Raw genomic sequence first — 25,426 nt, 5'->3', positions numbered from 1 at the left:
CACGCCAAACAAAACGCCTCTTGTCTATCTGCGCCGACGGAAACCAACGAAGCTCAACCCGGCCAGTAGCAGAAGCACACGGCTGGGCTCAGGCACGAGGACGATATTGGAGATGACCAGGATGCCATGGGTGGTGAACAAACCGGTATCCCAGCGAAGCTCTGGATGAGCTGAGAGATCCGGCAGCCACAGGTTGGCATTGTCATCGCCATTGCCCACGAGATAGCGACCACCTGTATCGAAGCTACCCCAATCCGAGACCCCATACCAATCGAGGAGATTGTAGATGTCACCCGCTTGAGGATTGAAGGTGCCTGTAGGAATCACCTCCACTCGGTCTCCGTTCCAGATGATGTCACCACTGATTTCGAGGTGATCATGGATGCCAGTGGCGATGTGGCTACCGGATTCACCGAAGTAATACGGGGCAGCTTTTCCAGGGTTAAAGTCTGCCAAGTAGCTCATGTAAAGCTCATAGTCGGGGCCACCGATCATGTAATTACCAGCTCTCAATTGAGCATCGAAGGCACTTGAAGTGGCGACCTGCATGGACAGGATCGCCCCGGCACTGAGGGTCAGATTCCCCCCAAAACCATCCCCGATATGAAGGGTGCTCAACCCATCTCCGCCGATACCTGCCACCGCATCCCCGGGTGCCAGCGTACCATTGACGACGAGGCTGCCCCGCACATGGCCAGAACCGCTGAGCATGGCACCAGCCATGACGGTTGTGAGCCCCGTACCCGTGCTGCCAAAGGCCCGGTTGCTATTGGTGCCGCTGGTGGCCACGGCAACGCTGTTTTGGGAAACGACCATCCATTCACCTGTGCCACCCTGGCCCACCTGGAGGTTACCCTCGCTGACCGTCGTCGCGCCGGTGTAGTCATTGAAGATCGACAGGACAGCGGTGCCTGAGCCGCGCTTATCTAGGCTGAGAGAAGCTCCTGGTAGGGAGCGATCTTCCACCACTTCGGAGGGCACGCCATCCCGGAAATACACATCCCACACACTCTCACCCTCCTGGGTGATGCGCAGGGTGCCCGGGGTGGCAGAAGCGTTTTCGACAATCGCCGTGCTGCGACCCACCGGTAAGTTCGTGCCATCGATATCCAGATCTGCCGAAGTCTGGCGAGTGCTATCCCACGTGGGGCTGGTGAAGGAATACAGCCCGCTGGCGCTGGTTCCATCATTGGCGATGAAACCACCAATCGTCACGTCATTGCCGCCCGCCTGGAAGGTGGTGTGATTGCGCATCTCCACAATATTGGCTGCGGTCAGAGCTTTGCTCGAGCCGATTCGGAAGATCTCGTTGTCATCGCGGTCAAAGCTGCCAGACGAAACGCCAGTTTCTGCACCGATAGTGAGCTTACCCGTGTAAGCGCTGTTATCACCGCTAAAGAGGAAGGTCACAAACTGATCGTTCACGTCATCATTGGCACTGCCGCCTTCGTTGGCATCCAGCATCAGGTTGTTTGATCCACTGAAATTGCCAGTGAACATCAAGAGCGCATGCTGCTGATGCCCCACGAGAGTGGCATCATAACCGGTGGTGTCTTCATAGTAGAAGCGCACCCGGCCATTGCTATCACTGCCCCCGGTGCTGCCCGAGCCGAGGTAGATATTACCGGTGTATTCCACCTGAATCTCGGAGGAGTAGCTGGCACCGATGCGGATCTCTTGCCGGAGGTCATCCCGAACGCTGATATCGCGACCGATGATGAAACGTTGACGCCCACTATCCAGGGCAGTGGTGCTGTTACCATAGCGGGTCTGCACACGATACTGAGTTGTGGTTGTGGAGGTTCCGGTCGGATCGCCTAACAAAATTTTACCCGTGCTTTCAAGTGGCTCGCCGGGGTAGGAGTTCTGAATGACCAGACCCTCACGCAGATCCAAATCCCCCGTCCAGTCGATCATGCTGTTGAAGAAATACATGTTGCCCGCGCCGGTCTTGATGATGTCACCAGCCCCGAAGAACCCACCTTCATTGGGGTTGAAATACACATCCCGGTTGGCGGTGCCCCCGCCAGTGAGAGTGGCGTTTTGCGTGTGGATGTGGAGGTCACCGACGATATTGTAGAAACCATCCAAGGCGATCTGACGGGCCGTGGTGTGCTGGAAATAAACTTGATCTCCAGCCTGCTCACCGAACTGGAACCACTCGCGATAGCGCACTTGGTCATTCCCTGCTCCGCCAGCCTGCTGAGGAGCAAATTCCAGCGTCACGTTGTTACGCACGATCGTGCCATCGGTCCACGAGTCGGTGGTGCCGAAAGGCGTGTGCTGGGCGTTATTGGCACCGCCACCTTGCAGGCTGATGGTGAGCGGTGTGGCACCATCTCCCAAGACCGTAAGACCGGTATAGGTATTGGCCACCCCCACCAGCGTCCCACCATCCGTGCGGGAGCCGAACTGCACCGTGCCAGTGCCCATGATCTGCAAACCACCGCTGTTGGGGTTGCTCGTCAGAGTAGCCACCGGATTGGCTTCGGACGAGATCACGCCGCGGAGCACCAGAGTCTTCGAGGCGTCGTCCAGTTCCACCGTTCCATCACCGCTGCCCAGGGTGACGTTCGCGCTCAGGGTATCCGTGCCTGTGCCGGTGAGGTTCAGCGTGCCGCCATTCATGTGCAGAGCGCCGCTGCCGAGGCGGCTGATTCCATCCATGGCCAGGGTAGCCGCACCGGTGATGTAGGTGGTGCCGTTGTAGCTGTTGCTACCCGTCAGCACCGTCGTGCCCACCCCCGTGAAGATCACGTTCTGGCTGCCCGTGATGCTGCCTGCGATGGTGACCGCGTCTGAAGCGTAGTTGTGCAAGATCAGGTCTTTGCCTGCGCCTGCCGTCACCGTCACACCATCCGCGATGGCGATGCCTCCGGTGTAGTTGTTGGTGAAGAGCAAGCCACCGTCATTGAGCGTCAGCGCCCCGCTGGCAAAGGCCGCACCGGCGGTATTGAAGCGCACAGACTCCGTCGTCCCTGCGACCACAGCGGCTCCAGTCAGATCGGTATGCAAACCGGCTCCCAAGCCGTCTGTGGAATATCCAGTGAAGGCGACCACATCGCCTGAGGCGTTCGCCATGGCCCAGCCTGTCGCTGTCGGCGTGGCGTCCAATGCCGCACCAAAAGTCGCGTAGGAATCCAAGCGCGTGCCATCGGCCAAGCCGCCCACGCGGAGTGTGCCTCCTGCGATGCTCTGGAAGTGCAGAGTCGCCCCGGCACTGCGTGTGCCCAGGCTACCGATCTCCAGCAAACCACTCCCTGCTGAGGCCAGACCTGAACCACCCGCCGTTAGGGTGAGAGTGCTGAATCTCTCCTGCCCGGCATTCGCCAAGGCCAAGACACCGCCGCCCATGAGCAGCTTGGCATCCAGCCCGACTCGGCGGTCAGGATTCACATCGTAGTTTTCCAGCAGCAAGAGACCGCCCATCACATTCACGCCTTCCACCGTGCTGGCTCCGGCCGTGGAGCCTTGGAGATTGACCGTGCCAGCTCCGATCTTGGTGATGGAGGTATTCACCCCATTCGCCACCGTGCCACCATCGACAAAGTTGGCGCGGATGCTCACTTCACCGCCTGGTGCGGCATAGAGTCGCAGATCGCGATCGGTCACCGTGAGGTAAGGGGTGAACTTGATGGTGCCGCTGCCGGTGCCAAAGACCACTTCCCCAGAACGGTTTTCACCGCCGATCATGGAGTTCCCCGTAGTATTGCCACGGCCCCAGTTGCCAGAGCCGAAGAGATTGTCAGGATCCGTGGTGTCCCCTCCCACAGTCCAGGAGGAGAGGTTAAAGACCGATCCTTCATTGGCGAGCACGAAGGCGAGATTCGAGGTGGTTTGACCATCACTGTCACCGCTGGCGATCAGCCCGCGTCCGCCCATGTGCAGTCCCGACATCGGATTGTCGGGATTCAGAGCCGAGGCTGCCGCCGTGGTGTAGAAGTCTCCAGTGCCCGAGTAGCGGAGGTAACCACGCTTCAGGATGATCTGGCCAGCGGAGTCATACTGCTGCCAGAGCTGGACGTTCGCTTCGTTCGTGGTGGCGATCACTTCCATACGCAGCACTTGGTTTTGATTCGCCGCAGTGATGGGTGATCCCACGGCGCCGCCGACCGAATCCCGAATGCTGCCTTTGAAGTCCAAGATACCACCGGCACCGGTGTAGGTGGTGAAGATACGTGACTCGGTGCCCAAGGCTCCCGCCACCGCAGTGCTCCCTCCATAGACATCTCCCAGGATGCTGCCGATGTTGGTGTTGTTCGTGTAAACGCGCGGGATGAAGTTACGGGTGTAGCCCGTGGCTCCGGCGCTGTCCACGTTGTCCAAGATGATGTTGCCACCCCAGGTCGCGCCCTGCTCCAGAGCCATGGCCAAGTTGTTACCGCTGATCTTGCCCACGTGAAGATCCACACCCGTCACCGTCACACCATTGCTCACCACCATGCTGCCCGCACCACTGAGATAGACGTTTTCACTCTGCCCCAGGGCGAAGTCACTGCGTGCATAGATGCTGCCATGGTTGATGTAGGTGTTCCCTGTGTAGCTGTTATTGCCTGTGAGGATCAGGGCCCCCGGACCTGTTTTCACCAGACCGTTGGTATGGGTGATTTCAGAAGCGATGGTCAGGGTGGTGTTATCTCCATCCACGCCTTCGTAACCATTCTGCTGCGTTGAAGTGTTGTAACGTGTGAAAAAGCCACCCACATAGATCTGAGCTTCCTGCCCACCGAAGTCGAGCTTACCTCCATTGATCTGCGAACGCAGATCCAAGTTCGCATTGCTGCTGTTGGTGATACTTCCACCACGATCCAACACCCCGTAGTTAGCAGTTTGGATCATGCCGGAGGCCACGGTCATCGTCGTGCCATTGCCCAGATGCAGAGCCGTGTAGTCCCCGCCCAGCGTGCTGGATGAGGTGGGGTTAGCCACCGTGTTCAGCACATAGGTGTCTGAATTGAAGGTGAGGGAATTCACCGTCTGATTCAGATTCAGGGTGAGGATGGAGTTTTGCCGTGTGCTGCCAAACTGCCCTGAAGTGAGGGTATCCGAGGTGCGGCCGACGATGCGCAGGTTCTGATCCGCCGTCAGTTGATTGTCCAGAGAGACCGTGCTGGAGGTGCCTGTATCGGGATTGCCCACCGTGACATACTCCGAGTCCTTGAGCGGCCGCAGGTAATTCCGGCCATTGCCATCCGTATCCACCGTGACCAACCGATTGGCGGTGTAAGACTCATCATAACGCTGGGTGACCCCACCCGTGACGCTGGTGGCATTCGTGCTGGCGATCAATGCCGTGCGAGTGCCACCGAAAAAGCCTTGAATGATTGGGGCGTTGCCATTGCTGCCGTTACCAGAGCCGAAGACAGTCGGCGCAGTATCCACGATCAACACGGCTTTGTCATTCACATTCCCAGTGGTGAAGTCAGCTCCGGCAAAATCCGTGTCGGCATCGAAGTTACGCAAATGCACCGAGGTCCCAGGCTGACGCACGATCTCATCGAAGTGCCAGCCCGCGTAGTCTCCCTGGAGGCGCGTTCCGTTGTTAATGGTATCCGCACCCAGGTTATACTCGATCCCTAAAACGCCGTCCAAAACCGTGATCGTGCCCACCTTTTCAATGCCGGAAAACACGCCGCCCGTGGCATCCATGCGCAACCGAGCATAACCATCTCCGACGATGGCCAGATCGTCCGACAGACGATCCCGAAACTCATCCACCGAGGTGCCGCCGGAAGAATAGAGGAAGATAGAGTTACGCTCGAGAACCATCTCCGTCATGCCCGGCAAGTTACCCGCGCTGGCCACATAGCTGGTGCCGCTGGCCGAGATGAAGCGTCCATGCCAATCTGGATTGTTGCCATAGAACCGGAAGTTACCACTGCCCACGCGGATCACATCGCCATTGCCAAAGAAGTCACCGCCGCTTTCATTGATGCGGAAGTCGGACCCATTCATGAGCTGGATACGAGCATCATCCAGAATCTGCACCTGACCGGCGAGGCGATAGACCCGTGCCGTGCCGACCGTGCGGAAGGTCCCCGCGTCCTGATAACCCTGACCATTGAGGGTAAACCACTCCTGAATCGTCGCATCTGAGGTAGTGCGCAGATCCAAGGTGCCGGTGGCGCCGAGCACCGTGCCATCGATCCAAGAGTTATTCGTGCCCAAGGTGCCCGCTCCCGCCGAGCTGCCCGCAGCAGCGATGCTCAGGATACCATCGTTGATCCAGGTGATGCCCCCATAGGTGTTGAACATGTTTCCACGCACCGTGCCATCCGGTGCGCCCGTCAATACCACGGTGCCCCCCCCGTCGATGATCAAGTCACCAATGTCAGGATTGCGCACATAGGAGGCATCCCACGCATTGCCCAGGCTGTTGGACTGCGTGTAACCATTGCCTGAGTGAACGTGGTTGTATTCTCCGCTGATGAAACCATTGATAGTTAGAACCTTGCCTGGCTCCACCCGCAGCGTGCCGCCATTCCCACCCAGGAAGATGGTGCGACCACCATTGAGGGTGATGTTTTCAGTGGCGTGTAAAACACCGCCGTTGAAGTGCAAATTCCCGCTATCCAGGACCGCCCAGGCACTGCCGTTGGAGCCCGTGCCGTCGTTGAGCGTGACGTAGATGCCATCATTGTAGCCGCTGCCGCCATTGGCCACGGTGATGTTATTCACCACGCGACTGCTCGCCGTGCTGTTGCTAGCGGTATTGAAAGTCGCGGAGAGGCCTGAGCCCGTGCCACCGCCCGAGATGGTGACTGGGTTTCCACTCGTGCCGTTGGAGTAGCTGCTCCCTGCTGCCACCAGAATGATGCGGGAAATGGCACCATCCACCTGGCCGAGCTGTGAGTCACTGCTGATCTGGAGGACGCCGTTGTTGAGATAAACCTCTCCTGTCAGGGTGTTGTCAGCGGTCAAGACGGTCGTGCCGCTGCCCGCATGCACGAGATTCACGCGATTGCTGCCGTCATCCGTGATCACTGAGCCGATGGTGGTTTTACCCTGGCCATAGTTATACAGCATCAAATCGCTGCTGCCCGCCGACCAGGTGCTGGTGAGGCTGCCACCCGTGATGGCGATATCCCCCGTGATCGTCGCTGGGACAAGCAAACCGCCTTGATTCAGAGTCAGCTTGTTGCCTGCGCCGACGTCCAGATTCACCGCATCGTTGAAACGCAGTGTGCTGGTTTCCGTATCGGCAGCCAGCACCGTCGCCGCAGTCAGATTCGTGTGGCTGGTGGCGGTGAAATTATCCGCGTCATAGGCGGCAAAGGCCTGAATGCCGTTGGTGCTCTGGCGACCTGCCCAGTGGATAACACCGTTGGTGGAGTCGCCATACACAGCCCAGGTGCCCAGGAAATCACCTGCCGTTGTCGAGATGCCAGGTGCATTCAAAGTTACCGCACCGTTGCCGTTTTCCAAGAACGCCAGAGAGGAGCCTGAACGACGTGTGAAGGTGCGACCAGAATTAGTGCTTCCGAGGGCAAGAATGGTGCTAGGATTCACGGTGATCATGCTCGCACCGTTCAAGAGGTAGATATTACCGTCCAAAGTTTGGGTGCGTGTGGAAGCCTGTGGACTGAGCTCCAGATGACCGCCGCCCCAAGTAGAAACAGAGGCGATGGCATTCGTGCCGGTGCTGCGAGTGCGGGCAAATTGGTTGTTGCCCGTCATCTCATTCCAGACGGCTTTACCGGCCATGAAATTCCAGCGGTCAACCGTGTAACTGCCGAGGGTGCTGCGATTAAAGACGACCGTGCCAGGCCCCACCATGGAGACGGTGGAGTTAAAGCTATCCGCCGTGGTGTTCCCATCCTCCAGACGGGCATTCACCACCAGTGTGCCACCTTTGGCCTGGAGGAAACGCAGGTCACGCTCCGTGTTGGAGTTTTGAAACAAGATCCGGTAACCGGTGGTGTTATCCAGACTGCCAATATAGGCGGTGCCGCTCGTGTGTTCACCGCCCAGCGTCAGCGTGTGGTTGCGGTTGTTGTTACTGATGTTGATGCGGTCGGCAAAGTTCAGCACTTGATCCGGCTGCGTCAGGAAGACGTGTCCGTGATAGGCATTCGTCGCTGAGTTGGCAATGCCCAAAAAGTTTTGAATCCCACCTAACCACATTTGGTTCCACTGGTTATCTTGGGAGATCCCTGCACGGGCGGCATCGGTGTGAAAACCGACCCCATCCAGCCCAGCCGCATTCGGATCATACATGATGCGGAAGTAACCCTGGGTGGCAAAGAGGGAGCCCGTAGCATCCCATTGTTGGAAGGCATTCACGTTGATCTCATCGTGACCGCGCATCTGGAACACCATCGAGTGATTGCGGTCCAGACGTGTGGCGCTATCCCCTGTAGCACCGACATTCGCCAGCGGCCCATCTACCGTATCCCGCACCTGGCCTTTCAGATTGATGGTCCCACGTTCACCGATGGCGGTGGACAGGATCGCCGGATCATTCCAGGTATCGTTGTCCGTGTAGTTCTCATTGTTGGCGGTATAAATATTGCCTGAGATGGTCAGCGTGCCGTTGTTGCGAGCCGTGATCACATTGGCTTGGAACTCACCTGAACCGGCTTGGTCGGCAATGTCCATGATGATGTCTCCGCCCCAGGTGCTGTGGGTGGTGCCTTCCGCACGCAGAACGGTGCGTGAGGTATCCAGGGAATTGGTGACGCGGAGATCGACGCCACTGATGTTGGTGCCGTATTCCAGGTAGAGGTTTCCAGCCCCGCCGATCACCAATTCGCGTCCGGCAGCTCCTTCACCCAACGCGCCGGGATGGCGCACATAGAGCCCAGCTTGCTCACCCACGTAAATATTGCCAGTGATGTCGTTCCAGGTTTCCAGATACAAATTGTTACGCCCGGTTTTGACCAGATCCGTCGCATTGATGATGTTGCTGCGCATAAAGGCGCTGCTGCCTGGCATGAAGGTGGTGAAGGTGCCGCTGTTGGCATCCAGATCATGGCGCGTCAAAGCCGAGTTGATGATCGCTGCCTGCCCATTCATGTCCAAGGAACCCCCACGAATGATCGCCTCCGCATTGGAGTTCACCGATTCGATGAAGGAAGCGAAGTTGATGATGCCGGAGTTGATCGTCAGGGTATTGCCGGGCTCGATGATGATGTAGTCACGTGCGGCGGTGGGGTCAAGTTGACCCGAAGACGTCGGATTGAAGGCAATGGTCAAGGAATTGACGGTCACATCACTGGTGATGTTTCTCTGCTCGTAGTTCGCACGGTCGGAGGCATTGCCCGCAGGGATGTAGCGATCGACAAGCCAGTTCGAGTTAGCCACCGGTGTGTCGCCCACGCTGTATTCCGAAGCGGTCAGAGGACGCAGATAGCCGTTATCAAGCGTCATCAATCCGATGCCAGAACCACCATAAGCATAGGCATTCTGGATGGTGTAGTCCGTGCGCGCTACAGGCAGCCCCGTGGTAGCCACGAAGCTGGCGGGCAGACTGCCGCCAAAGAGGCCAGGGATGACCTGCTGGGTGTTACTGCCAGGGCTGCTGCTGCCGACTAACGGCAGGCCCGCTGTGTTATTCAGTTGCAAGCGATCATCCGTGGCCTGCGTGCCCCAGACATGATTGCCGTTCATGTTGTAGATCTTGAGCACTCCGCCGTTGTTGAAATCGAGCGACTCAAAGCTGCCATCGAACTGACCGCCAGCACGAGTGTCGAGGAAAAGGTAGTTGGTGCCGAGATCCGCCACCACGTTGCCGAAGTTTTCCGTATTCGCATCGAAGGCGTCCGTTTCCATGATGAGGAAACCGTTACGCAAATTCAGCAGCCCATTGTCATTCAAGCGGTCATTGTTATTGACGCTGTTGAAGACAGGATTGGTGGAATTGTTCAACAGGGCCAGAGAACCCCAGCGTGTCAGCGTGATGGAGCTAGCCTGGTTCAGGCCACCGTCTGCACCGGCCAGAGACATGCTGAAATACTGCGACTCCGGTGCTCCCGTAGTGGGAGAGCTGGTGCTGTATTGGGCAGGCATGAAACGCCCGGTGTTTTGTTTGACCAGCACCTCCCCTTTGAAGTTGGGGTTGCTATTGGTGAGACGCAGCTCACGGTTACCCCGCTTGGTGAAGCCGGTACCGTCATTCTCGCCAGAAGTGTTATCGATCTGTCCCTGGATCTCCGTGACACCAGGATGATCATAAGTGGCCGTGGCGCTGTTGTAACCGCCGGAGCCGCCGCTCATGTTAAAGATGTTACCGCTCAGATCTCCGCCCACCAGATTGAATGTGGTGGTCGTTGTGAAGATTTGATCAAACATGCGCCCCGCCTCGGTATTGCCTTCACGAACCAGAGATCCGTTGTTCAAATTGAACGTTAGGCCATCAAAGGTTTCGGTCACCTTCGTATTGGCAGGATGCGTATTGCCTGTTCCCCAGTCTGTGCGGAATGTCACGCGGGCTGCTGCCACTGCATTGCCCGCTAGATCGCTATTGGTGCGATTGGGGTTAAAGGGATCTGACGTGCGACTGCCATTGGTCAGATCCACGCCATCGAAGGTGCCTCTGTAGTAACCCACATTGAAGGTCATTCCATCCACGTTGTTATTAGAGCTTGGCCCACCGGCCATCAACCCGCGATTGCGGAACTGCAGGGTGCCTTCGTGGATATTCCAGGAGGAACCGGTCTTGTTTTGAATATCCGCGTTATCAATGATGAACGTGTTGGTGCCGATCTTGGTGAAATCATTTCCCCCCATGTCCAGAATAGCGGCAATGGTGGTATCTCCAGCAGCATTCAGGTGAGGGCGTAACTCGATGGTAGAATAGCCGCCCACGGTGGCATCCTCTGCCAGGATCAAATGCGACAAGGTGCCTGTCGAAGAGGTATTGACCAGGGCACCCAAATTGTTAGGTCCGGCTCCAGCGATGGAGAAAATCTCCGTATCATCCGCCTGCACATCGTAGTCGCTGTCCCGCAGATCCACGCGGCCACCGTTGTTGATGATGGTTTCATTGCCCACCCCGCGCAGACCCGCAGTATTAGCACCGAAGGTGTTGGACGTGGTATTGCGCGCTCCGCCCTCCAGACGTAGCAAACCCGAATTGACCACGATCTGACCGGCAAAGTCATTGGTGTTCCGGTTGATCAAGAGCCAACGCACCGAGGTATCGGCATTGAGAGCGCTGAAGTTGATGATGGGGACCCCGGAGGTGCCACCGGTCACCAACCCGGAAAAGATGATCCCCTGACTGTTGGAATTGGTGTCTTGCACCTCGACGTCCACCGCACTGTTCAGGCGGATGGTGGAGGCAATGGTATCATTCCCGCCCTTGTTCAGCTTTGTGATGAAGGCATTCCCCGCAGAGGCTTCGAAGGTCAGGGTCCCACCGCTGATGGTGTAGCCACTGCCCCCAGACACATCCCCCAACCTGAGCCCCCCTAAAGTGACCGCTGAACCGACCCCGGAATCCAGTGTGATCGTGCGATTGGTACTGATCTGGAAATTGAATTGCGCGATGTGATCCACCCCATTCGGAACTGTGCCGTTCAACCAACGTGTGGTATCACTCCAGTTGGCGGAAGTATCGGAATTCCAAGACCCCGTGGTTTGTGCGAATGCCGTGTTTATAGCGCAGCTCACAAGGCTACAAATCAAGGCCAGACGCCCTAGTCGTCGGAGGTCGAGATGAGGTTTCTTCATGGTGGTCAGATCGAGTTTTTGGGAGTGTTTTCCACCTGTTGCCTGACAGGTGGTCAGAGGAGTGGAGGTCTCCGCTGATTTATTTTGCTCTCAAATTTTGATCTGATTTGCCGCTATCCGGCTATTAGACGATGGCTTGCGCAAGGCTAAGCAATGACTAGCCAACCAACAAAGGATAGAAACCTTTCGATACGCCAAAGCTTTATCACTCCAAGGTTGCCAGAGACCGTCTCAAAGGTTTGTTAGTCAGTCCCCAGCCCTATGCGAAAGCCATTCCAACCTCATCGAAATGCGCTTGTCACACTGAGCCTTCTCAGTGTGGCTTTGCTTTTCTTCACTCTGCCTGCGGATACAGCTCATGCTCAGGAAGATAACCTAAAGCCTGACAGCAGCTTCTTCACCAAAGAAGGCCCCTGGGGCAAGTTGCAATGCTATTACTTTTATCTGGAGGCCCCTGATTCCGTCGTCTCGCGTGCGCCCACACCCGATACTCAGACCCGCTGGAGGATCCCAGAATCGGAATTTACGGAATTTGAGCGGCTTATTTCCGATACGGAACTCTCAAACGACCTCGTCAGCCCTCTCTTCAATCCACGAGGCGTCATTCGCCGCAACGGAATCGTCAATCTCTTTCCAAGCTCTGCTCTGCTGGAGGCGATGAATAAAATCGATCGCCAGCGCATTTACGCCAAGCTAGCTAGTTTTCCCTTCAATGAATTTTACGAATATCCCATCTTTTTCCTCGGTGGCGATGTGGATTCCTGGGCGAAAAACTCCGGCCTTAGAGAAGACCTCGTGGCGATCATCCGCCACCTCTCTTATGAACGGGGAGACACCCTGGCCTTCAGTGACATCCCCATGCTGCTTGGCATGGCTCAGTCCGCCTCCGAGGCTCAATTCATCAAAAAGAAGCTCACCCGCACGCGCACCCTCATCGCCCGCCTCCAGATCAATCCCAAAACGGACATCCAGAAGATGCTGGACTACTGGTCCACAGGGTTAAATCTGCGCCGGAAGGAACTGGAGCCCCTCTTCCAAGCCACAGCCGCACAACCGGGAATCGATTACCTGGACCTTCTGCATGTGCTCCCCGCCTTGCCGCGTAAGCTGCTCTACACCTTCCCTGCGGATGACTTCACCACGCACATCCGCTTTCCCGACTGCCACTGGACCACACTGAATTTCTTCAATTTCACCGCCCAGGACTACTATCTCGACTCCCATCTGGCCTCCAGCGCCGTGCTGGAGAATTTCCAACAGATCGAGGGGCCCTACCGCTTCGGTGACGTGCTGATGTTCATCAATGCCAAGGGCAATGCCTACCATTCCTGCATCTATCTGGCGGACGATCTGGTTTACACCAAGAACGGTGCCAACCCGCTCATCCCCTGGGTGATCCTGGAGCTGGAGGATCTCAAGAGAATGTATAACATGGACCTCGGCCAGGGTACCATTCAGGGCTTCCGCCATAAAAGCGGCCGCCTGGAGTCTGAATAGAAAAGCTCAGTCCTTCACCTCGTAGTGCTTCTCACTGACAGAGTGGTCATGATCATAGACCTGCTCCTTCATGAGCTGGCCTGACTGGGACCAATAACGGTTCAGCCCGTGGCGCTTGCCATTGTCAAAGTTCGTCTCAGTGGAGAGCTGACCGTTTTCCCACCACTCCCTCACCACCCCATGCAAGCGGCCTTCTTTGAAGGGATACTCCCCTTTCAGGCTGCCACTCTTGAATTTATCCTTCGCTACGCCGGTAAAGGGTTGGCCATTGAGGAAATACACATCATCCTCCCACTTCAGCTCTTTATAGGTCACTTCCGCGACCGATTTCGGCGCGTCCTCAGCCCTCAAAACTAGGGGAGTAGCGGCCGTCAAAATCAGAAAACTCAAGAGGAATGGCTTCATGGAAAAAGGGATTCAGAGTCAGGCTCAGGGTTGCACAACAACTTCCACCGGGCAGTGGTCGCTGCCACGGACATCGTCCCGAATCCTGCAGGATGTGATGGCCGGACGCAAGCTTGCGGAAGACAGCCAGTAGTCCAAACGCCATCCGATGTTCTTTTCCCGCGCATCCGGGGTGCGTTGAGTCCACCACGTGTAGCGACCTGGTGACGGATCGAACTCACGAAACACATCCAGAAACCCTGCCTCCAGGTGTTGGGTAAAGCTCGCACGCTCTTCATCACTAAAACCCGGGTTCATGCGATTGGATTTCGGGTTGGCCAGATCGATCTCTTTGTGAGCGCAGTTCAGATCTCCACAGCTCAGCACCGGCTTCTTTTTCTCCAGCCCCTTCAGATAGGCGCGGAAGGCCTCATCCCACTGTAGGCGGTAGGGCAGACGGGCCAGCTTCGCCTGACTGTTTGGTGTATAAACCGTGACCAAATAAAAGTCAGGAAACTCCACGGTAATCATCCGCCCTTCGCGATCATGATCGGCCAAGCTCATGCCTAATGAAGGGCTCTTCCACGGCACTCGACTGAGGATGCAGGTGCCTGAGTAACCTTTCTTTTCGGCACTGTTCCAGATGGCCTGATAACCGGTGAGGAAACTGAGATCCACCTGCGCTTCTTCCGCCTTGGTTTCCTGGAGGCAGATCACATCCGCATCATGGCTCAGCAGGTATTCACGCAGGCCTTTATTGAGGGAGGCACGGATGCCGTTGACGTTCCAGGTGGAGAGTTTCATGCCGCATTTGCTAGGCGTGACATGCCCTCGATTCAAGCCCGGACCGCAAAGCTTTTTTCGTCATCCCGCACAGGTCCGCCTAACCAATAAAAATCAATCCGGCAGGAAAGCTTGCATCTGCAGCATAGATACGGCACACTAGCCCTTAATCATGAGAAAAGAGACGCTTCACAGCCATCGCCGCACCATCCTGGCGGCGAAGTGTATGGGAGCGTCTTTGTGCCACAGGCTCGGGGCCAGCCGGGCGTAAGCGGACAGTCCAGGTGTGCTTCCAGGACTGCCCGCAGACCCCAGCCTGAATCACATCACCCACTGCCTCTTCTGCGTCCACATCATGCTCTTTCGCGAGAGCCTGTTCGCACTTCCCTTTTCTGGTCATGAATCCCACCCGCATGCGGATGTCCACCATGGATGTCCTATCCCCTGCCCCAACTCTTTTCCAAAGGCTGCTCCAAGCAGTCAAAGATCTCCGCCCTCGCTCAAATCAGTCACTTTCCGTGGGGCCCACGGCGTCAACTCACCCGCGCCCAGGCACTGCCCTGTGCTGGAGAGTCACCGCCACCCTGACTCGCGAGGCCGTCTTTGGCATTGTGTCCGTCCAGTCTGAATGCCATGTCACCGCCACCTCACGCACAGATGCTCTCGCTACAGCGCTGCATGAACTGGCCAAGAGCTACCCGGGTTATCAATGCGCCACCATCCGAGCCGATGAAGGACCTGGCGGCTGAGTCGACTCCAATTTTCATCCCCCTTGCTCGACGTTTAAGCGATCCAGCAACTCACGCATTCCAGGCCCGATGCGTCGGAGCTCGTCGCGATGAGCATAGGAGAGCTTCTCCAGCACGCGCTCTCCGCGCCGTGTCAGCACCACATGCACACGTCTGCGATCCACAGGGTCAGTCTGTCGTGTCACGAGATGTTCCGTCACCATCCGATCCACAAGCCCCACGGCACTGTGATGCGTGATCTGGAGACGTTCTGCCAGCTCACCCACCGTCATGCGACCGGCCACAGAAAAGCCCTTGATGGCCAACAAGGCCTGGTGCTGCTGCGGTGTGACACCGGCCTCCTGAGCAGCCGTTTCACTGAACCGAAGAAACTGGCGCATGGCAAACCGGAAGGTAGCTAGGTGCTCATATTGAGCCTGGGTGATCGGGCGTTCCTGGCGCATCGCGCACGTATGCAAACAATAACCGTGCCAAACCGGGAGTATATTTGACAAATCGTAATACGATACAATCGTGAGAAGATATGATTTCACCTCAGCTTTGCCACTTAAATGCAGACTTGGAGAGAATGGCTAGGCGTTGAACTCAGTGAGGTGAGTCTGAAGGAAAAGTTGATCTCCACCCTCGGAGGGATCGCCTCCATCTGGATTCTGATCACCCTTGGGCGTTGGGGACTGGATGGTCTCGGCCGCCACTTCGTCGTGGGCTCCATGGGAGCCACTGCGGTGCTCCTCTTCGCCGTGCCGCACGGTCAGCTCTCTCAGCCTTGGCCCGTCATTGCGGGGCATGGTTTCTCAGCCCTCATCGGGGTGCTCTGTGCAGGTTGGATCCCCATTCCCGAGCTGGCCGCAGCGGCGGCTGTCGGTCTAGCCATAGGCACCATGCATCAGCTCAAGTGCATCCACCCGCCCGGAGGAGCCACCGCACTCACCGCCGTCATCGGAGGCCCCATGATCCGCGAGCTGGGATTTGGCTTCATCGTCTGGCCCATTCTGATCAACGCCCTGTGGATGGTCCTCTTAGCCATCCTGTTGAATGCGGCCTTCCGCTGGCGGCGCTATCCCGCCAAATGGGTGCGGCCAAAAGCCGCTCAACCTACGGCTCCGACGCCTCAGGAACCCACCCACGAAGAGATCGTTCATGCCCTCAAGAGCCTCGACTCGTTTGTGGACATCACGGAAGACGATTTACTGCGTCTCTGCCAGATCTTATCGCGAAGGCAGACCTCTCAAACCTCGCGGAAGCAGCCGACCGATTCACGACCTAACATTCATTGCACACGCTGAATAACGAAGACCTTGCTTTCATTTCATCTTGAGTTATTTTCGAGGTTGTAATGAAATCCAAACCGGCACGCTACTCAGCCACTTCCCTCAAAGCAGGGATGGGCACGCGTGCGGTCCGGTGCCACCGCCTCGTGGCAAGCCGGGCTTAAGCGGGCGACTCTTTGCAGCTCCGAGAGCCTGCCCGCATCCGCAGAGAAATTCCATGCGAGACCGGCCCAAGCCATGTCTCAGGCTCTATCCCTGAGACCATCTCGCCTGATTCAGGAATTTCCCCACTCGCACCCCTGAGCTGCCCAGGCCCGTCGGCCTAACTTTCTTTGATTTCACCCCTGTAAAGAAACAGGCGCTGCATGTCCACGCCCTGATCCTCCACACATAACCGCTACAGACCATGAACAAGATTCTCTACTATGACCGAGTCCACCTGCGTGCTTTGCAGGAGGCGGAACTGCCTGTCGATGAACGGGAGCTCATCATCCAAATCGTGCCCAACTATGAAGCGGATGTCCTGAGCGGCCGCATCTCGGCTGACGCGCCTCTGGCAAAGGCTGTGCTGCATCGTCGCCAAGGCGATGTGGTGACGGTGCGCACCCGCGATCAGTCCATCCCCATGCGGATTCTCGATGTCGAAAAAAGCCGTGCAGCCGGTTAAAGTCGCATGGCTCATCTGGGGCTTGATCGGCATCCCCCCTGCTGATCAAGCCCATCCCTGATGAGGTAAATCTTGCGCCATAGACCTGTCGGCCACTTTTTTTGATCAATGCCGCATAACAGGTGCTCAGTGAATGACAAACCAAGCGCATCGCATCGGGGATTACGATGCTTTGGTTTAACCATGGACCCACAAACTCACTCCCGTCGTTGGTTGCGTCGTCTCAGTCTGACTTCATGCGCAGCCCTATCATTCATCAGTGCTCTTCAGGCTGGCACTCCGGCTCTCTCTGGCAAAGCGCCCACCGTGCCGGTGGAAGCGGTAAGCTGGAAAGAACACACGATCGCTCCAGTAGCCAACCCCTTCTTCCATGAAGATGCGGTTATCCGCTCGGAGATTCGTCCCGTCTTTGTCTATCATAACATCGACGATGAATTCCTCGGTGGCGGCAATGCCCAACTTTACGCCATGCAGATCCGCTATGCCATCACCGATCGCTTAGCCTTCATCGCTACTCAGGATGGCTACTTCGACATTCAGAACGATGCGATTGCCAATCCTGAAGGCTGGATGGATCTGGCCTTGGGCTTCAAATATGCAGTCATCGATGATGAAGCCAGCCAGTTCATCCTGACACCTGGGTTCACCTTCAAGATCCCGACCGGTGACCGTGAGGTTTTCCAAGGCCGCGGGGGTGGTGAGTGGGATCTGTTCATCGCAGCGCAGAAGGGTTTCGGAGACTTCCACCTCTCCAGCAACCTCGGCGTTCGCCTACCTAACAACACGGATGAAAACAGCACCTTCCTTCACTACAGCATGATGGCGGACTACTACACCTGCCGCTGGTTCATCCCCTTCGTAGCGTTCAACGCCTACACCGTGCTGGATGATGGTAACAACATCGGGCTAGATACCGAGGGATATGACGTCATCAACTTTGGCTCCAGTGAAGCCAATGGCGTGACCCAAGGCACCCTCGGTGTCGGCTTCCGCTCACGGATTCTGAACAATGTGGACCTCGGCTTTGCGTATGAAAAAGCCATCATCGAGCCCCACGGCCTGACCGAGGATCGCTTCACGGTGGATGTGTGCATCCGCTTCTGAGTTAGTCGCGGCCTGTAGGTCGGGCCGCTTTTATCACTTTGGTTTGCAGTTGATGAGCGGGGTGTCTGGAGACTTTCTCCAGGCACCCTTTGCTTTTTCTTCCAAGTGATGTTTATAGGGCTCCATGAAATGGTCCCTGAAAATTGCGACAGTGGCAGGCACGGAAGTTCGCATTCACTTCACGTTTTTCATTCTGCTGCTGCTGGTCGCTCTCCAGGGCATGGGCGGAGGCCATGGAGCTAGCGGTGCCATCGAAGCCATCCTCTTTGTCAGTTCGGCTTTCCTCTGTGTCCTGCTGCATGAGTTTGGGCATGTCTTTGCCGCTCGCGGTTATGGCATCCGCACGCCAGATATCACGCTCCTGCCGATTGGAGGCGTGGCCCGCCTGGAACGCATGCCGCGCAAGCCGACGCATGAGCTCGTCGTGGCGGTCTGTGGCCCTCTCGTGAATGTCGCCATCGCCGCCGCTATCTGGCTAGCCATCGGCATCAAGGGAGTGCTGAAACCCGACCTGGAGTTTGCACAAACCGGACACTTTTGGGAAAACCTCATGAAGTGGAATCTGATCATGGTGGTGTTTAACATGGTGCCCGCCTTCCCGATGGATGGAGGCCGTGTGCTGCGGGCCTTCCTGGCCATGTTCACCGACTACGGTCGTGCCACCCGTTGGGCGGCGACGATTGGCCAAGGCATCGCGCTCTCGGTCGCACTGTGGATGATTCTGTCGGGCCACTTCCACCCCATTCTCATGATCATCGCTTTCTTCATCTTCATGGCTGCGGGCCAGGAAGCCGCCGCCGTCACGCAAGACGAAGCCACTCATGGCCTGCGGGTGAGGGATGCCATGATGACGGAGTTTCATACCCTGCCCCAGCACGCCACACTGCGGGATGCCGTGGATCTGCTGCTGTCGGGTTCTCAGCAGGATTTCCCCATGCTGGATGCCGGGGGCAATCTGCTCGGCGTGCTGAGTCGCAATCGACTCGTATCCGCCCTCTCCGAGCACGGACCGCTGCACCCTGCCGAGGAGGTCTTGGAAATCTGCCCTGACTCCGTGACCAGCGCCGTCAGCCTGAGCGAAGGCCTGGAGCGCCTACGCGCCACGAGCTGCCCGATGATGCCCGTCGTGGATGCCAACACGGGCCGACTCATCGGACTGCTCACGGCCGAGAATGTCGGTGAGGTGCTGATGATCCGCGCCGCGTTGCGCAATCGGCATTGATCGTTCGACCTCAGTTACGTTACTTCTTCCCCTCCCCCGGCGTCCATTCGCTATCGCCTGCCACGCGTAGATCCACCAGCGAGATGCCCGGGTTGGTAAACTGGATGCGACGCTGACGGAACAAAGCTCCGAGCGCCTGCTTGAAGGCCTTTTTACTGCAATCGAACTGCTGACGAATCACCTCTGGAGCCGTGTCATCGTCATAATCCAAGCGCCCACCTGCGGCCTTCAAGGCATCCAGGATCTGGTCGGTCAAAGAAGCCACTCTTTGATACCCCGCCGCATCCAGACTGAGGTCGATCTTACCTCCGGGCCGAATGGCGGAGACAAAGCCCTTGAGCTTCTGCCCAGGCTCCAAAGTCGCGCCGACTTGGTTATGGTAAAGCAGACCCTGGTGAGCATTCTCCACGATGGCATTGTAACCTAAAGGGGTGCGGTTGACGATCACCAGCGACACGGGTTGCTTGGGACGATAACGCGGCGGTTGTTTGCTGAGGTAACGATTCAGCTTCGTCGTTGCGATGATGCGATGCGAGCGCTCATCCACCATAACGTAAACCAAGACCTTATCGCCCGCATAAATGGGGTCTGCCTGCTCACGGAACGGCAGCATCAGATCCTTGGGCAGGCCCCAATCGAGAAAGGCCCCCACATTGCGGTTCACGCTCACCACCTTCAGCGCAGCGAACTCTCCCACCATAGCCAGAGGTCGCTCGGTGGTAGCGATCAGCCGATCCTCCGAGTCGCGGTAAACGAAGACCTCCAGGACGTCATCCAGCTGGGTGCCGCGAGGGACATAGCGAGTCGGCAACAGGATCTCTTCATTCTCCCCTCCTCCCAGGTAAACGCCCTGAGGCGTGCTGCGGAGAACGGGGAGTGGATTGATTTGACCAAGGGCGAGCATGGGATGTGAATCGCTACTGTAGCCACAGCTCGGCCTCTCCACAAATAGCAAAGGATGGCCATGAGCCATCCTTTGCATCGATTCGAGTGAGAGTGCGGTTACTTCAGATCAGAGATTTTGAGGCCCTTCTTGAAGCCATTGAACCCATAGGCGGTCGGATTGTAATCGCCCACCAGCGTCACGTCAGCCTTAGCGGGGACATCCATGCCCAGGCCCCAGTAAACGCCATTCACCACGAGGCGGCGCAGGCTTTCGTTGGTCAGGTCCGTCGCAGCGCCCATGGTGGTGCAGAGGATCTTATTCTCCGTGCCAGCGTCGTTCTTTACCACCCGAGTCCAGGCGATGGGCATCATCGGCTCATTTACCGCCTGCTCCTGCTTATCGGAGGCTCGGGCTTTCACATGGCTGGCAGCCGCCGTGTCGGGGGTCATGCCCGTCAGCACCTTGCCACGCAGCAGGATCTTCGCATCGGCAGCCGGATAGGCTTCATAGACATCGCTGGTGCCAAAGATATCCGTCACACCTTGCAGCACCGGATCGCTGGCATTGGCGCTTTCGATGACCGCTTGGGTCGCTTCAAACTTGTGTTTACCCCAGTGGCTCACCCAGGTTTCACCCAGCACCTTTTTGCCCCAGCCACCCTCATTGTTCCAGTTCCAGGAGACATAAGCACTATCCTTGGGAATACCGGAGAAGGCATGCGTGCTCGTGCGCAGCGCCACCACCGCCACGCCACGCTTGATGGCCGCATCAAACCTGGCCAGCGTCTCTTCATTCCATTTACGGAAACGAATCAGCATGACGATGGCATCGGCACTGTCCAGCGCCTCCGGATGGGTCAGGCTACCGCCAGCCGTCGGGTCCACCCCACCATCCGCACCCACGGAAAACAGCACGGTGGTCTTAAAACCGTGACGCTCTGTGAGCAGGCGCGCCAGCATGGGCATGGCTTCCTCACTGCGATACTCTTCATCCCCTGCCAGCAGCACGACGTGCTTGTTGATGCTCGGGCCCGAAGGCGCATAGGTGAGGTAATCTTCTGCGGCAAGGCAGGAGCCCAGAGGCAGGGTGGCCAAGAGAGAAGCAAGGAGTGTGCGACGACGAATCATAGTGGGTTGGTGGTATCTATCAGTGAGGGTTAAAAATGGGAAGAAGACTTTCAATCCTTCGTCACCTTCAGCGTGCCCCACATCACGAGGGCATGACCGGGGAAGGTGCAGACGAATTCATAGTCACCGGGTTGGGCGGGGGCCTTGACTTTGAGCTGATCCTTCTGACCAGGCTCCAAGAGCTTCGTGGCCGCGATGATGTCTTTTTCAAAGACAGGTGGCATGTAAGCACGACCTTGTTTATCCAGCTTATCCGGGGTCATGGTCATGGCGGCATTGCCGATCTCCATGTGCTTGCCTGGAGGCACGATGACGAAGTTATGCGGCATGACGTCATCGTTTTCGAAGATGACCTCGAACGGTTTACCGGCCCGCACGGTCAGCTGCGTGGTGTCAAAGCGCAGCTGCTCATGGACGGTGTGGATGATGAAGACATCCACACTCACGGAGCGCAGTTCCTTCAGCACAGCCTCGGATGCAGCGCCCTGCAGAGCCGCCATTTCCTTCGCAGCGGTGATGATCTCGACATATGCCTGCTTGGAGCGATCTCCTGCAGGGACGGTGTTAGCATAAGCCAACACACTGTCCGTGATCGGCTTCGCCTGACCTGCGTTCCAGACAGCTTTCGGAAACTTGATCAGCGAGCGAGCTGCCGTTGACCGCTCATTGCCTTCGATGAGATACTTCGCCACGAGGTCGAAGTTCTCCTTGGCTTTCGCCGGACTCATCAGCGGCAGGGCGGCCAGCACGGCACGCAGCGTCTTTGCATCCGTCTTGGAGTCCTCCAGCAGAGCCTGAAGATGCGGCTGAAACTTCGCCCGCAGACTCAGCTTGGTGGAGGGGATCAAGGCGATGGATTCCAGCAAGGCCAAGCGACCTTTCGGAGTCGCGCTTTTCCACACCTCATCGGGTGTCGAATCGGTGATGACCAACGCCGCGGAGGCGGATCGGATCACAGGCTCCTGGGTTCCCTTCAAGGCCAGATCTTGAATGGCCAAACGATGACGCTGCAAGTGCCCCTGAAGCTCCAGCACCAGGATCTTGCCAATCTCTTCCGCCGTGGCGTTTAAGCGACCACCTGCGGCATCAATCCGCTGGAGGATCTTCACGATCTCTAGCGTGCGATCATTCCCCGTCAGCTTCACCAACTCCGTCAGTGCATTGGCTCGCACATCGGCAGGCAGCTTCGGACGCGTGAGTTTCTCGATGAGCACAGGCTCCACATCGGGCAGGCCTTTCAGGTCGGCATCACTGGCCTTCGAAATGAACTCCGCCAAAGCTTGTGGGTCCTTCGGCAGCAGCTTGGTCTTCACCACACTCTGTAGACCACGACGGCACTCGCCAAAGACGTGCTCCGTGTAGTAGTCCATCGGATACTTGAGCGCATCATAAGCAATCTCCAGCGCCTTCTCAGCCTCAGGAGTCGGCTGATAGAAACTGAGCGCACGCACCCCCTGCATGCGCACGCGGGGGTCTTCATCATTCACAGAAACCTTGAGCAAGTCCAAGGCACCTGGAACACGATCCTTCCAATAGCACAACACACGTGTCGCTGCGGCACGTGCACGCGGATCGGGGGAAGCCAGGACTTGCTTCAGCAGCTCCACATCCACCACATCCACCCATTGATGCGTCCACAGTGCTTCCAATCGATGATGCTCATACTCAGGATCGTTTTTATCCAACGCAGCCGCCCATTTCTTCGCTGCGGCAGCGACCTTTGAATGATCGTGTTTGGCCAATTCCACCTTCGCCAACTGGCGGGTGCCATCTTCCCATTCCTTGAGCAGATCCAGCAGCTTCTCGATCGGCTCGCCATCGATCTTCTTCGGCTTCAGCAGCGGACGACCTTCATACGTGACCTTGTAGATGCGGCCATGTTTGTGGTCACGATTCGGGTCACGCAGATGATGCTGCATGTGGCCAATGATCGCATTGGACCAATCACAGAAATACAAAGCGCCATCGGGCCCCACATTCACACAGGATGGACGAAACGTTGGATAGACCGCTGGATCAGCCTTCACCAGATCCTCCACGGTTTCCCCCTTCATACCGCCGCCTTCCTGACTCAGCTTCACACGCCAGATGCCCTGAAAGCTGATGACGTTGCAGTTGAGAAAGTTGTTTTGAAACTCCTCCGGGAAATGACGGCTGCTGATGATGCCGTTGCCAGGGCTCGGCCGTGCAGGGCGATCCCAAAATGGCTTCATCTTCGCACTGCCCCCGCCTTCACGCGGCAGGTAGCATGAGGAAGCCTCAGCAAAGGTATTCACATTACCCGTGGCGTCGGTGAAATAAGCATTGCCCCAGCGATCCCAGATCTTCCCGTGCGGGTTCACCGTCGCATCCGTGGTGAAGCGCTGCAGTTCCTGTCGATTCAGATCGTAGCGATAGATCGCTCCATTGGTATTGCGCACCACCCCATAGATCGTCTCCACCTGCGTGCGATGGAAAACGCCGTCGCTGGGATAGATAGCACCACCATTGTCATAGCTCAGGTAGCAGGTCTCATGATGGCTATCCGCCGCGCAAAGACCGGTCAGGATGCGCTCGCGCTTATCCGCTTTGCCATCACCATCGGTATCAGCGATGTAAACTAGGCTCGGGGACTGCATGACGATGACGCCATCCTTGTAGATCTGAAACCCTGTGGGGCAGTTGAGATCATCGGCAAAGGTGGTCATCTTATCGGCTTCACCATCGCCATTGGTATCTTCAAAGATCAGCAGGCTGTCGCCTTTCGGACTTGTCGGCGTGCGCTCAGGATAGTTCAGCCAGGCACTCACCCACAGGCGGCCTTTAGTATCCCACTGCATCGCCACTGGATTGACCAGTTCAGGGAACTTCTTTTCATCTGCAAAGAGCTGGATCTTCATGCCGCTATGCACCTGGATGTCCTTCAGCTTTTCCTTGGCATCGGGGATCGCCACTAGACCATCTTCCGTGAAGGTCATGCCAGTCATCGGCACCTTGTTAAACTCTTTGCCTTCCTTGGGGTCCGGCATGTTCGTCGGCACCTTCTCCACGGCAGGGAGGTTATCATCCTTCACCACCAGATCGCCCCCTTTAGCGATGGCCCACACGCGCATGTCACGATTCGCCGTCTTCACATCACGCTGAGTCATCTCCTCCTGCATCACCTGGTAGTTGGAGATGTAGGGTTTCTCCGGCGTCTTCTCGTTTTGTTTGAAGCCGCCCACACCTGCCTGATACGCCAAGCCGCTACGGCCGCCGTAAACATTGTAGCCATCCACAGAGCGATAGCGCTGGTGCCATTCCCAGTTTTTTTCCACGACCGCGTGGCGCAGCTTGTCATTCACCTCAGCCGCTTCTTTGCCGGTCAGCGCCTTGTAGGCAGCTTCGGCCACCACCTTGTCGCCCGCTTCCGTCAGCAAGAGGCCATTCAGAGTCAGCGGCTTCTGCCCGTAAGCTTTTTGGCTGACCGCAAAGAGATCCACAAACGCCACCCCGTTGGCCGCAGCCACATCACTCATGGCCGCCGTGTAGTTTTGTAGATTCGTATTTTTTTCCTCCACAGGCGGCAGGCTCGGGTCCGCCAGCTTCTCCAGAGCGATGGGAGAAAACAGCACAATTCTCGGACTGCCCTTGCCGTTGTAGTTCTTTGCCTTCGTTTCCTTCAAAAACGCATCCAGGTTCTTTTTGAAGGCATCCAATCCGTCGTAACCTTTGAAAGACTCATTGTTACCGTAAAAGGCAAAGATGACATCCGCTTTCACCTTCGCCAGCCACTCATCCCGCGTGCCAAAGCCATCCACCCGATGCCAGGTCTGCACCTCATCCCCTGAGAAAGCTAGGTTACGAAAAGTCAGATCCTTATCCGCATTTGCCTGCACCAGCATCGTCTCCAGCCACCCGAAATGCTGCGAGCGGTCCGGCAACGCATTGCCCAGAATGGCAATCGAATCACCCGGTTGAAACTCGACCTGAGCCTGCAAAGGCAAGCTCAGCGCCAAAGCAGCGAGAAAAGTAAAGAGGCTGGATTTCATAAACGCGGTTGGGGAAAAGCAGACGCAAGGAAACGGACCATCAACCCCGAAAC

General features: G+C 57.0%; 14 protein-coding genes. 6 read left to right on the top strand and 8 right to left on the bottom strand.

Features of this window, described 5'->3' with window-relative positions; translation table 11 throughout:
- Window positions 1-24: 24 nt before the first annotated feature.
- Window positions 25-11,673 (bottom strand): autotransporter-associated beta strand repeat-containing protein, encoded by an 11,649-nt coding sequence (locus B5D61_RS02265; RefSeq protein WP_078811658.1) that lies wholly within the window; start codon window positions 11,671-11,673, stop codon window positions 25-27.
- 261 nt (window positions 11,674-11,934) lie between these two features.
- Between B5D61_RS02265 and B5D61_RS02260 the strand changes: the two genes are divergently transcribed.
- Window positions 11,935-13,170, top strand: a complete 1,236-nt coding sequence (locus B5D61_RS02260) for a hypothetical protein (protein ID WP_078811657.1) — start codon at window positions 11,935-11,937, stop codon at window positions 13,168-13,170.
- A gap of 6 nt (window positions 13,171-13,176) precedes the next feature.
- Here the strand turns inward: B5D61_RS02260 and B5D61_RS02255 are convergent, their stop codons facing one another.
- The 3 genes from B5D61_RS02255 to B5D61_RS02245 form a co-directional block, all read right to left on the bottom strand.
- Entirely contained in the window at window positions 13,177-13,575 is a 399-nt protein-coding gene (locus tag B5D61_RS02255) for a toxin-antitoxin system YwqK family antitoxin (RefSeq protein WP_078811656.1), read from the bottom strand.
- A gap of 24 nt (window positions 13,576-13,599) precedes the next feature.
- The gene (locus B5D61_RS02250; protein ID WP_078811655.1) at window positions 13,600-14,358 is read right to left on the bottom strand and encodes an exodeoxyribonuclease III; all 759 of its coding nucleotides are present in this window, start codon (window positions 14,356-14,358) and stop codon (window positions 13,600-13,602) included.
- A 145-nt stretch (window positions 14,359-14,503) separates the two neighbouring features.
- Entirely contained in the window at window positions 14,504-14,737 is a 234-nt protein-coding gene (locus B5D61_RS02245; protein WP_139373010.1) for a hypothetical protein, read from the bottom strand.
- Between B5D61_RS02245 and B5D61_RS02240 the strand changes: the two genes are divergently transcribed.
- Window positions 14,736-15,086: a hypothetical protein gene (locus tag B5D61_RS02240; protein ID WP_139373009.1), complete on the top strand. Its 351-nt coding sequence runs from the start codon at window positions 14,736-14,738 to the stop codon at window positions 15,084-15,086. The two genes, B5D61_RS02245 and B5D61_RS02240, sit on opposite strands and share 2 nt — an antisense overlap.
- A gap of 14 nt (window positions 15,087-15,100) precedes the next feature.
- On the opposite strand, the gene B5D61_RS02235 is transcribed toward B5D61_RS02240, so the two are convergent.
- Entirely contained in the window at window positions 15,101-15,529 is a 429-nt protein-coding gene (locus tag B5D61_RS02235) for a MarR family winged helix-turn-helix transcriptional regulator (protein WP_078811652.1), read from the bottom strand.
- Between the two features lie 108 nt (window positions 15,530-15,637).
- Between B5D61_RS02235 and B5D61_RS02230 the strand changes: the two genes are divergently transcribed.
- The 4 genes from B5D61_RS02230 to B5D61_RS02215 all read left to right on the top strand — a co-directional run bounded on the left by B5D61_RS02230 (window position 15,638) and on the right by B5D61_RS02215 (window position 19,350).
- The gene (locus B5D61_RS02230; protein WP_078811651.1) at window positions 15,638-16,372 is read left to right on the top strand and encodes an HPP family protein; all 735 of its coding nucleotides are present in this window, start codon (window positions 15,638-15,640) and stop codon (window positions 16,370-16,372) included.
- A 391-nt stretch (window positions 16,373-16,763) separates the two neighbouring features.
- On the top strand, window positions 16,764-17,024 hold the full coding sequence (locus B5D61_RS02225; protein WP_078811650.1) for a GreA/GreB family elongation factor: 261 nt from the start codon (window positions 16,764-16,766) through the stop codon (window positions 17,022-17,024).
- A gap of 183 nt (window positions 17,025-17,207) precedes the next feature.
- Entirely contained in the window at window positions 17,208-18,128 is a 921-nt protein-coding gene (locus B5D61_RS02220) for a transporter (protein ID WP_078811649.1), read from the top strand.
- A gap of 124 nt (window positions 18,129-18,252) precedes the next feature.
- Window positions 18,253-19,350 carry a site-2 protease family protein gene (locus B5D61_RS02215; RefSeq protein WP_078811648.1) on the top strand — a complete coding sequence of 366 codons (1,098 nt, stop codon included), beginning with the start codon at window positions 18,253-18,255 and terminating at the stop codon, window positions 19,348-19,350.
- 19 nt (window positions 19,351-19,369) lie between these two features.
- On the opposite strand, the gene B5D61_RS02210 is transcribed toward B5D61_RS02215, so the two are convergent.
- The 3 genes from B5D61_RS02210 to B5D61_RS02200 form a co-directional block, all read right to left on the bottom strand.
- Window positions 19,370-20,254: a CvfB family protein gene (locus B5D61_RS02210; protein ID WP_078811737.1), complete on the bottom strand. Its 885-nt coding sequence runs from the start codon at window positions 20,252-20,254 to the stop codon at window positions 19,370-19,372.
- A gap of 98 nt (window positions 20,255-20,352) precedes the next feature.
- Window positions 20,353-21,363, bottom strand: a complete 1,011-nt coding sequence (locus B5D61_RS02205) for a ThuA domain-containing protein (RefSeq protein WP_245846430.1) — start codon at window positions 21,361-21,363, stop codon at window positions 20,353-20,355.
- A 50-nt stretch (window positions 21,364-21,413) separates the two neighbouring features.
- Entirely contained in the window at window positions 21,414-25,373 is a 3,960-nt protein-coding gene (locus B5D61_RS02200) for a PVC-type heme-binding CxxCH protein (RefSeq protein WP_078811647.1), read from the bottom strand.
- Window positions 25,374-25,426: the final 53 nt, after the last annotated feature.

The organism is Prosthecobacter debontii, assembly GCF_900167535.1.
Lineage (GTDB): Bacteria > Verrucomicrobiota > Verrucomicrobiia > Verrucomicrobiales > Verrucomicrobiaceae > Prosthecobacter > Prosthecobacter debontii.
This window is presented reverse-complemented; position numbering and strand designations above follow the sequence as displayed.

Coding starts and splice junctions, on each gene's coding strand:
- B5D61_RS02265 (WP_078811658.1), bottom strand. CDS start 11,673: ATGAAGAAACCTCATCTCGACCTCCGACGACTAGGGCGTCTGGCCTTG.
- B5D61_RS02260 (WP_078811657.1), top strand. CDS start 11,935: ATGCGAAAGCCATTCCAACCTCATCGAAATGCGCTTGTCACACTGAGC.
- B5D61_RS02255 (WP_078811656.1), bottom strand. CDS start 13,575: ATGAAGCCATTCCTCTTGAGTTTTCTGATTTTGACGGCCGCTACTCCC.
- B5D61_RS02250 (WP_078811655.1), bottom strand. CDS start 14,358: ATGAAACTCTCCACCTGGAACGTCAACGGCATCCGTGCCTCCCTCAAT.
- B5D61_RS02240 (WP_139373009.1), top strand. CDS start 14,736: ATGAATCCCACCCGCATGCGGATGTCCACCATGGATGTCCTATCCCCT.
- B5D61_RS02245 (WP_139373010.1), bottom strand. CDS start 14,737: ATGACCAGAAAAGGGAAGTGCGAACAGGCTCTCGCGAAAGAGCATGAT.
- B5D61_RS02235 (WP_078811652.1), bottom strand. CDS start 15,529: ATGCGCCAGGAACGCCCGATCACCCAGGCTCAATATGAGCACCTAGCT.
- B5D61_RS02230 (WP_078811651.1), top strand. CDS start 15,638: ATGCAGACTTGGAGAGAATGGCTAGGCGTTGAACTCAGTGAGGTGAGT.
- B5D61_RS02225 (WP_078811650.1), top strand. CDS start 16,764: ATGAACAAGATTCTCTACTATGACCGAGTCCACCTGCGTGCTTTGCAG.
- B5D61_RS02220 (WP_078811649.1), top strand. CDS start 17,208: ATGGACCCACAAACTCACTCCCGTCGTTGGTTGCGTCGTCTCAGTCTG.
- B5D61_RS02215 (WP_078811648.1), top strand. CDS start 18,253: ATGAAATGGTCCCTGAAAATTGCGACAGTGGCAGGCACGGAAGTTCGC.
- B5D61_RS02210 (WP_078811737.1), bottom strand. CDS start 20,254: ATGCTCGCCCTTGGTCAAATCAATCCACTCCCCGTTCTCCGCAGCACG.
- B5D61_RS02205 (WP_245846430.1), bottom strand. CDS start 21,363: ATGATTCGTCGTCGCACACTCCTTGCTTCTCTCTTGGCCACCCTGCCT.
- B5D61_RS02200 (WP_078811647.1), bottom strand. CDS start 25,373: ATGAAATCCAGCCTCTTTACTTTTCTCGCTGCTTTGGCGCTGAGCTTG.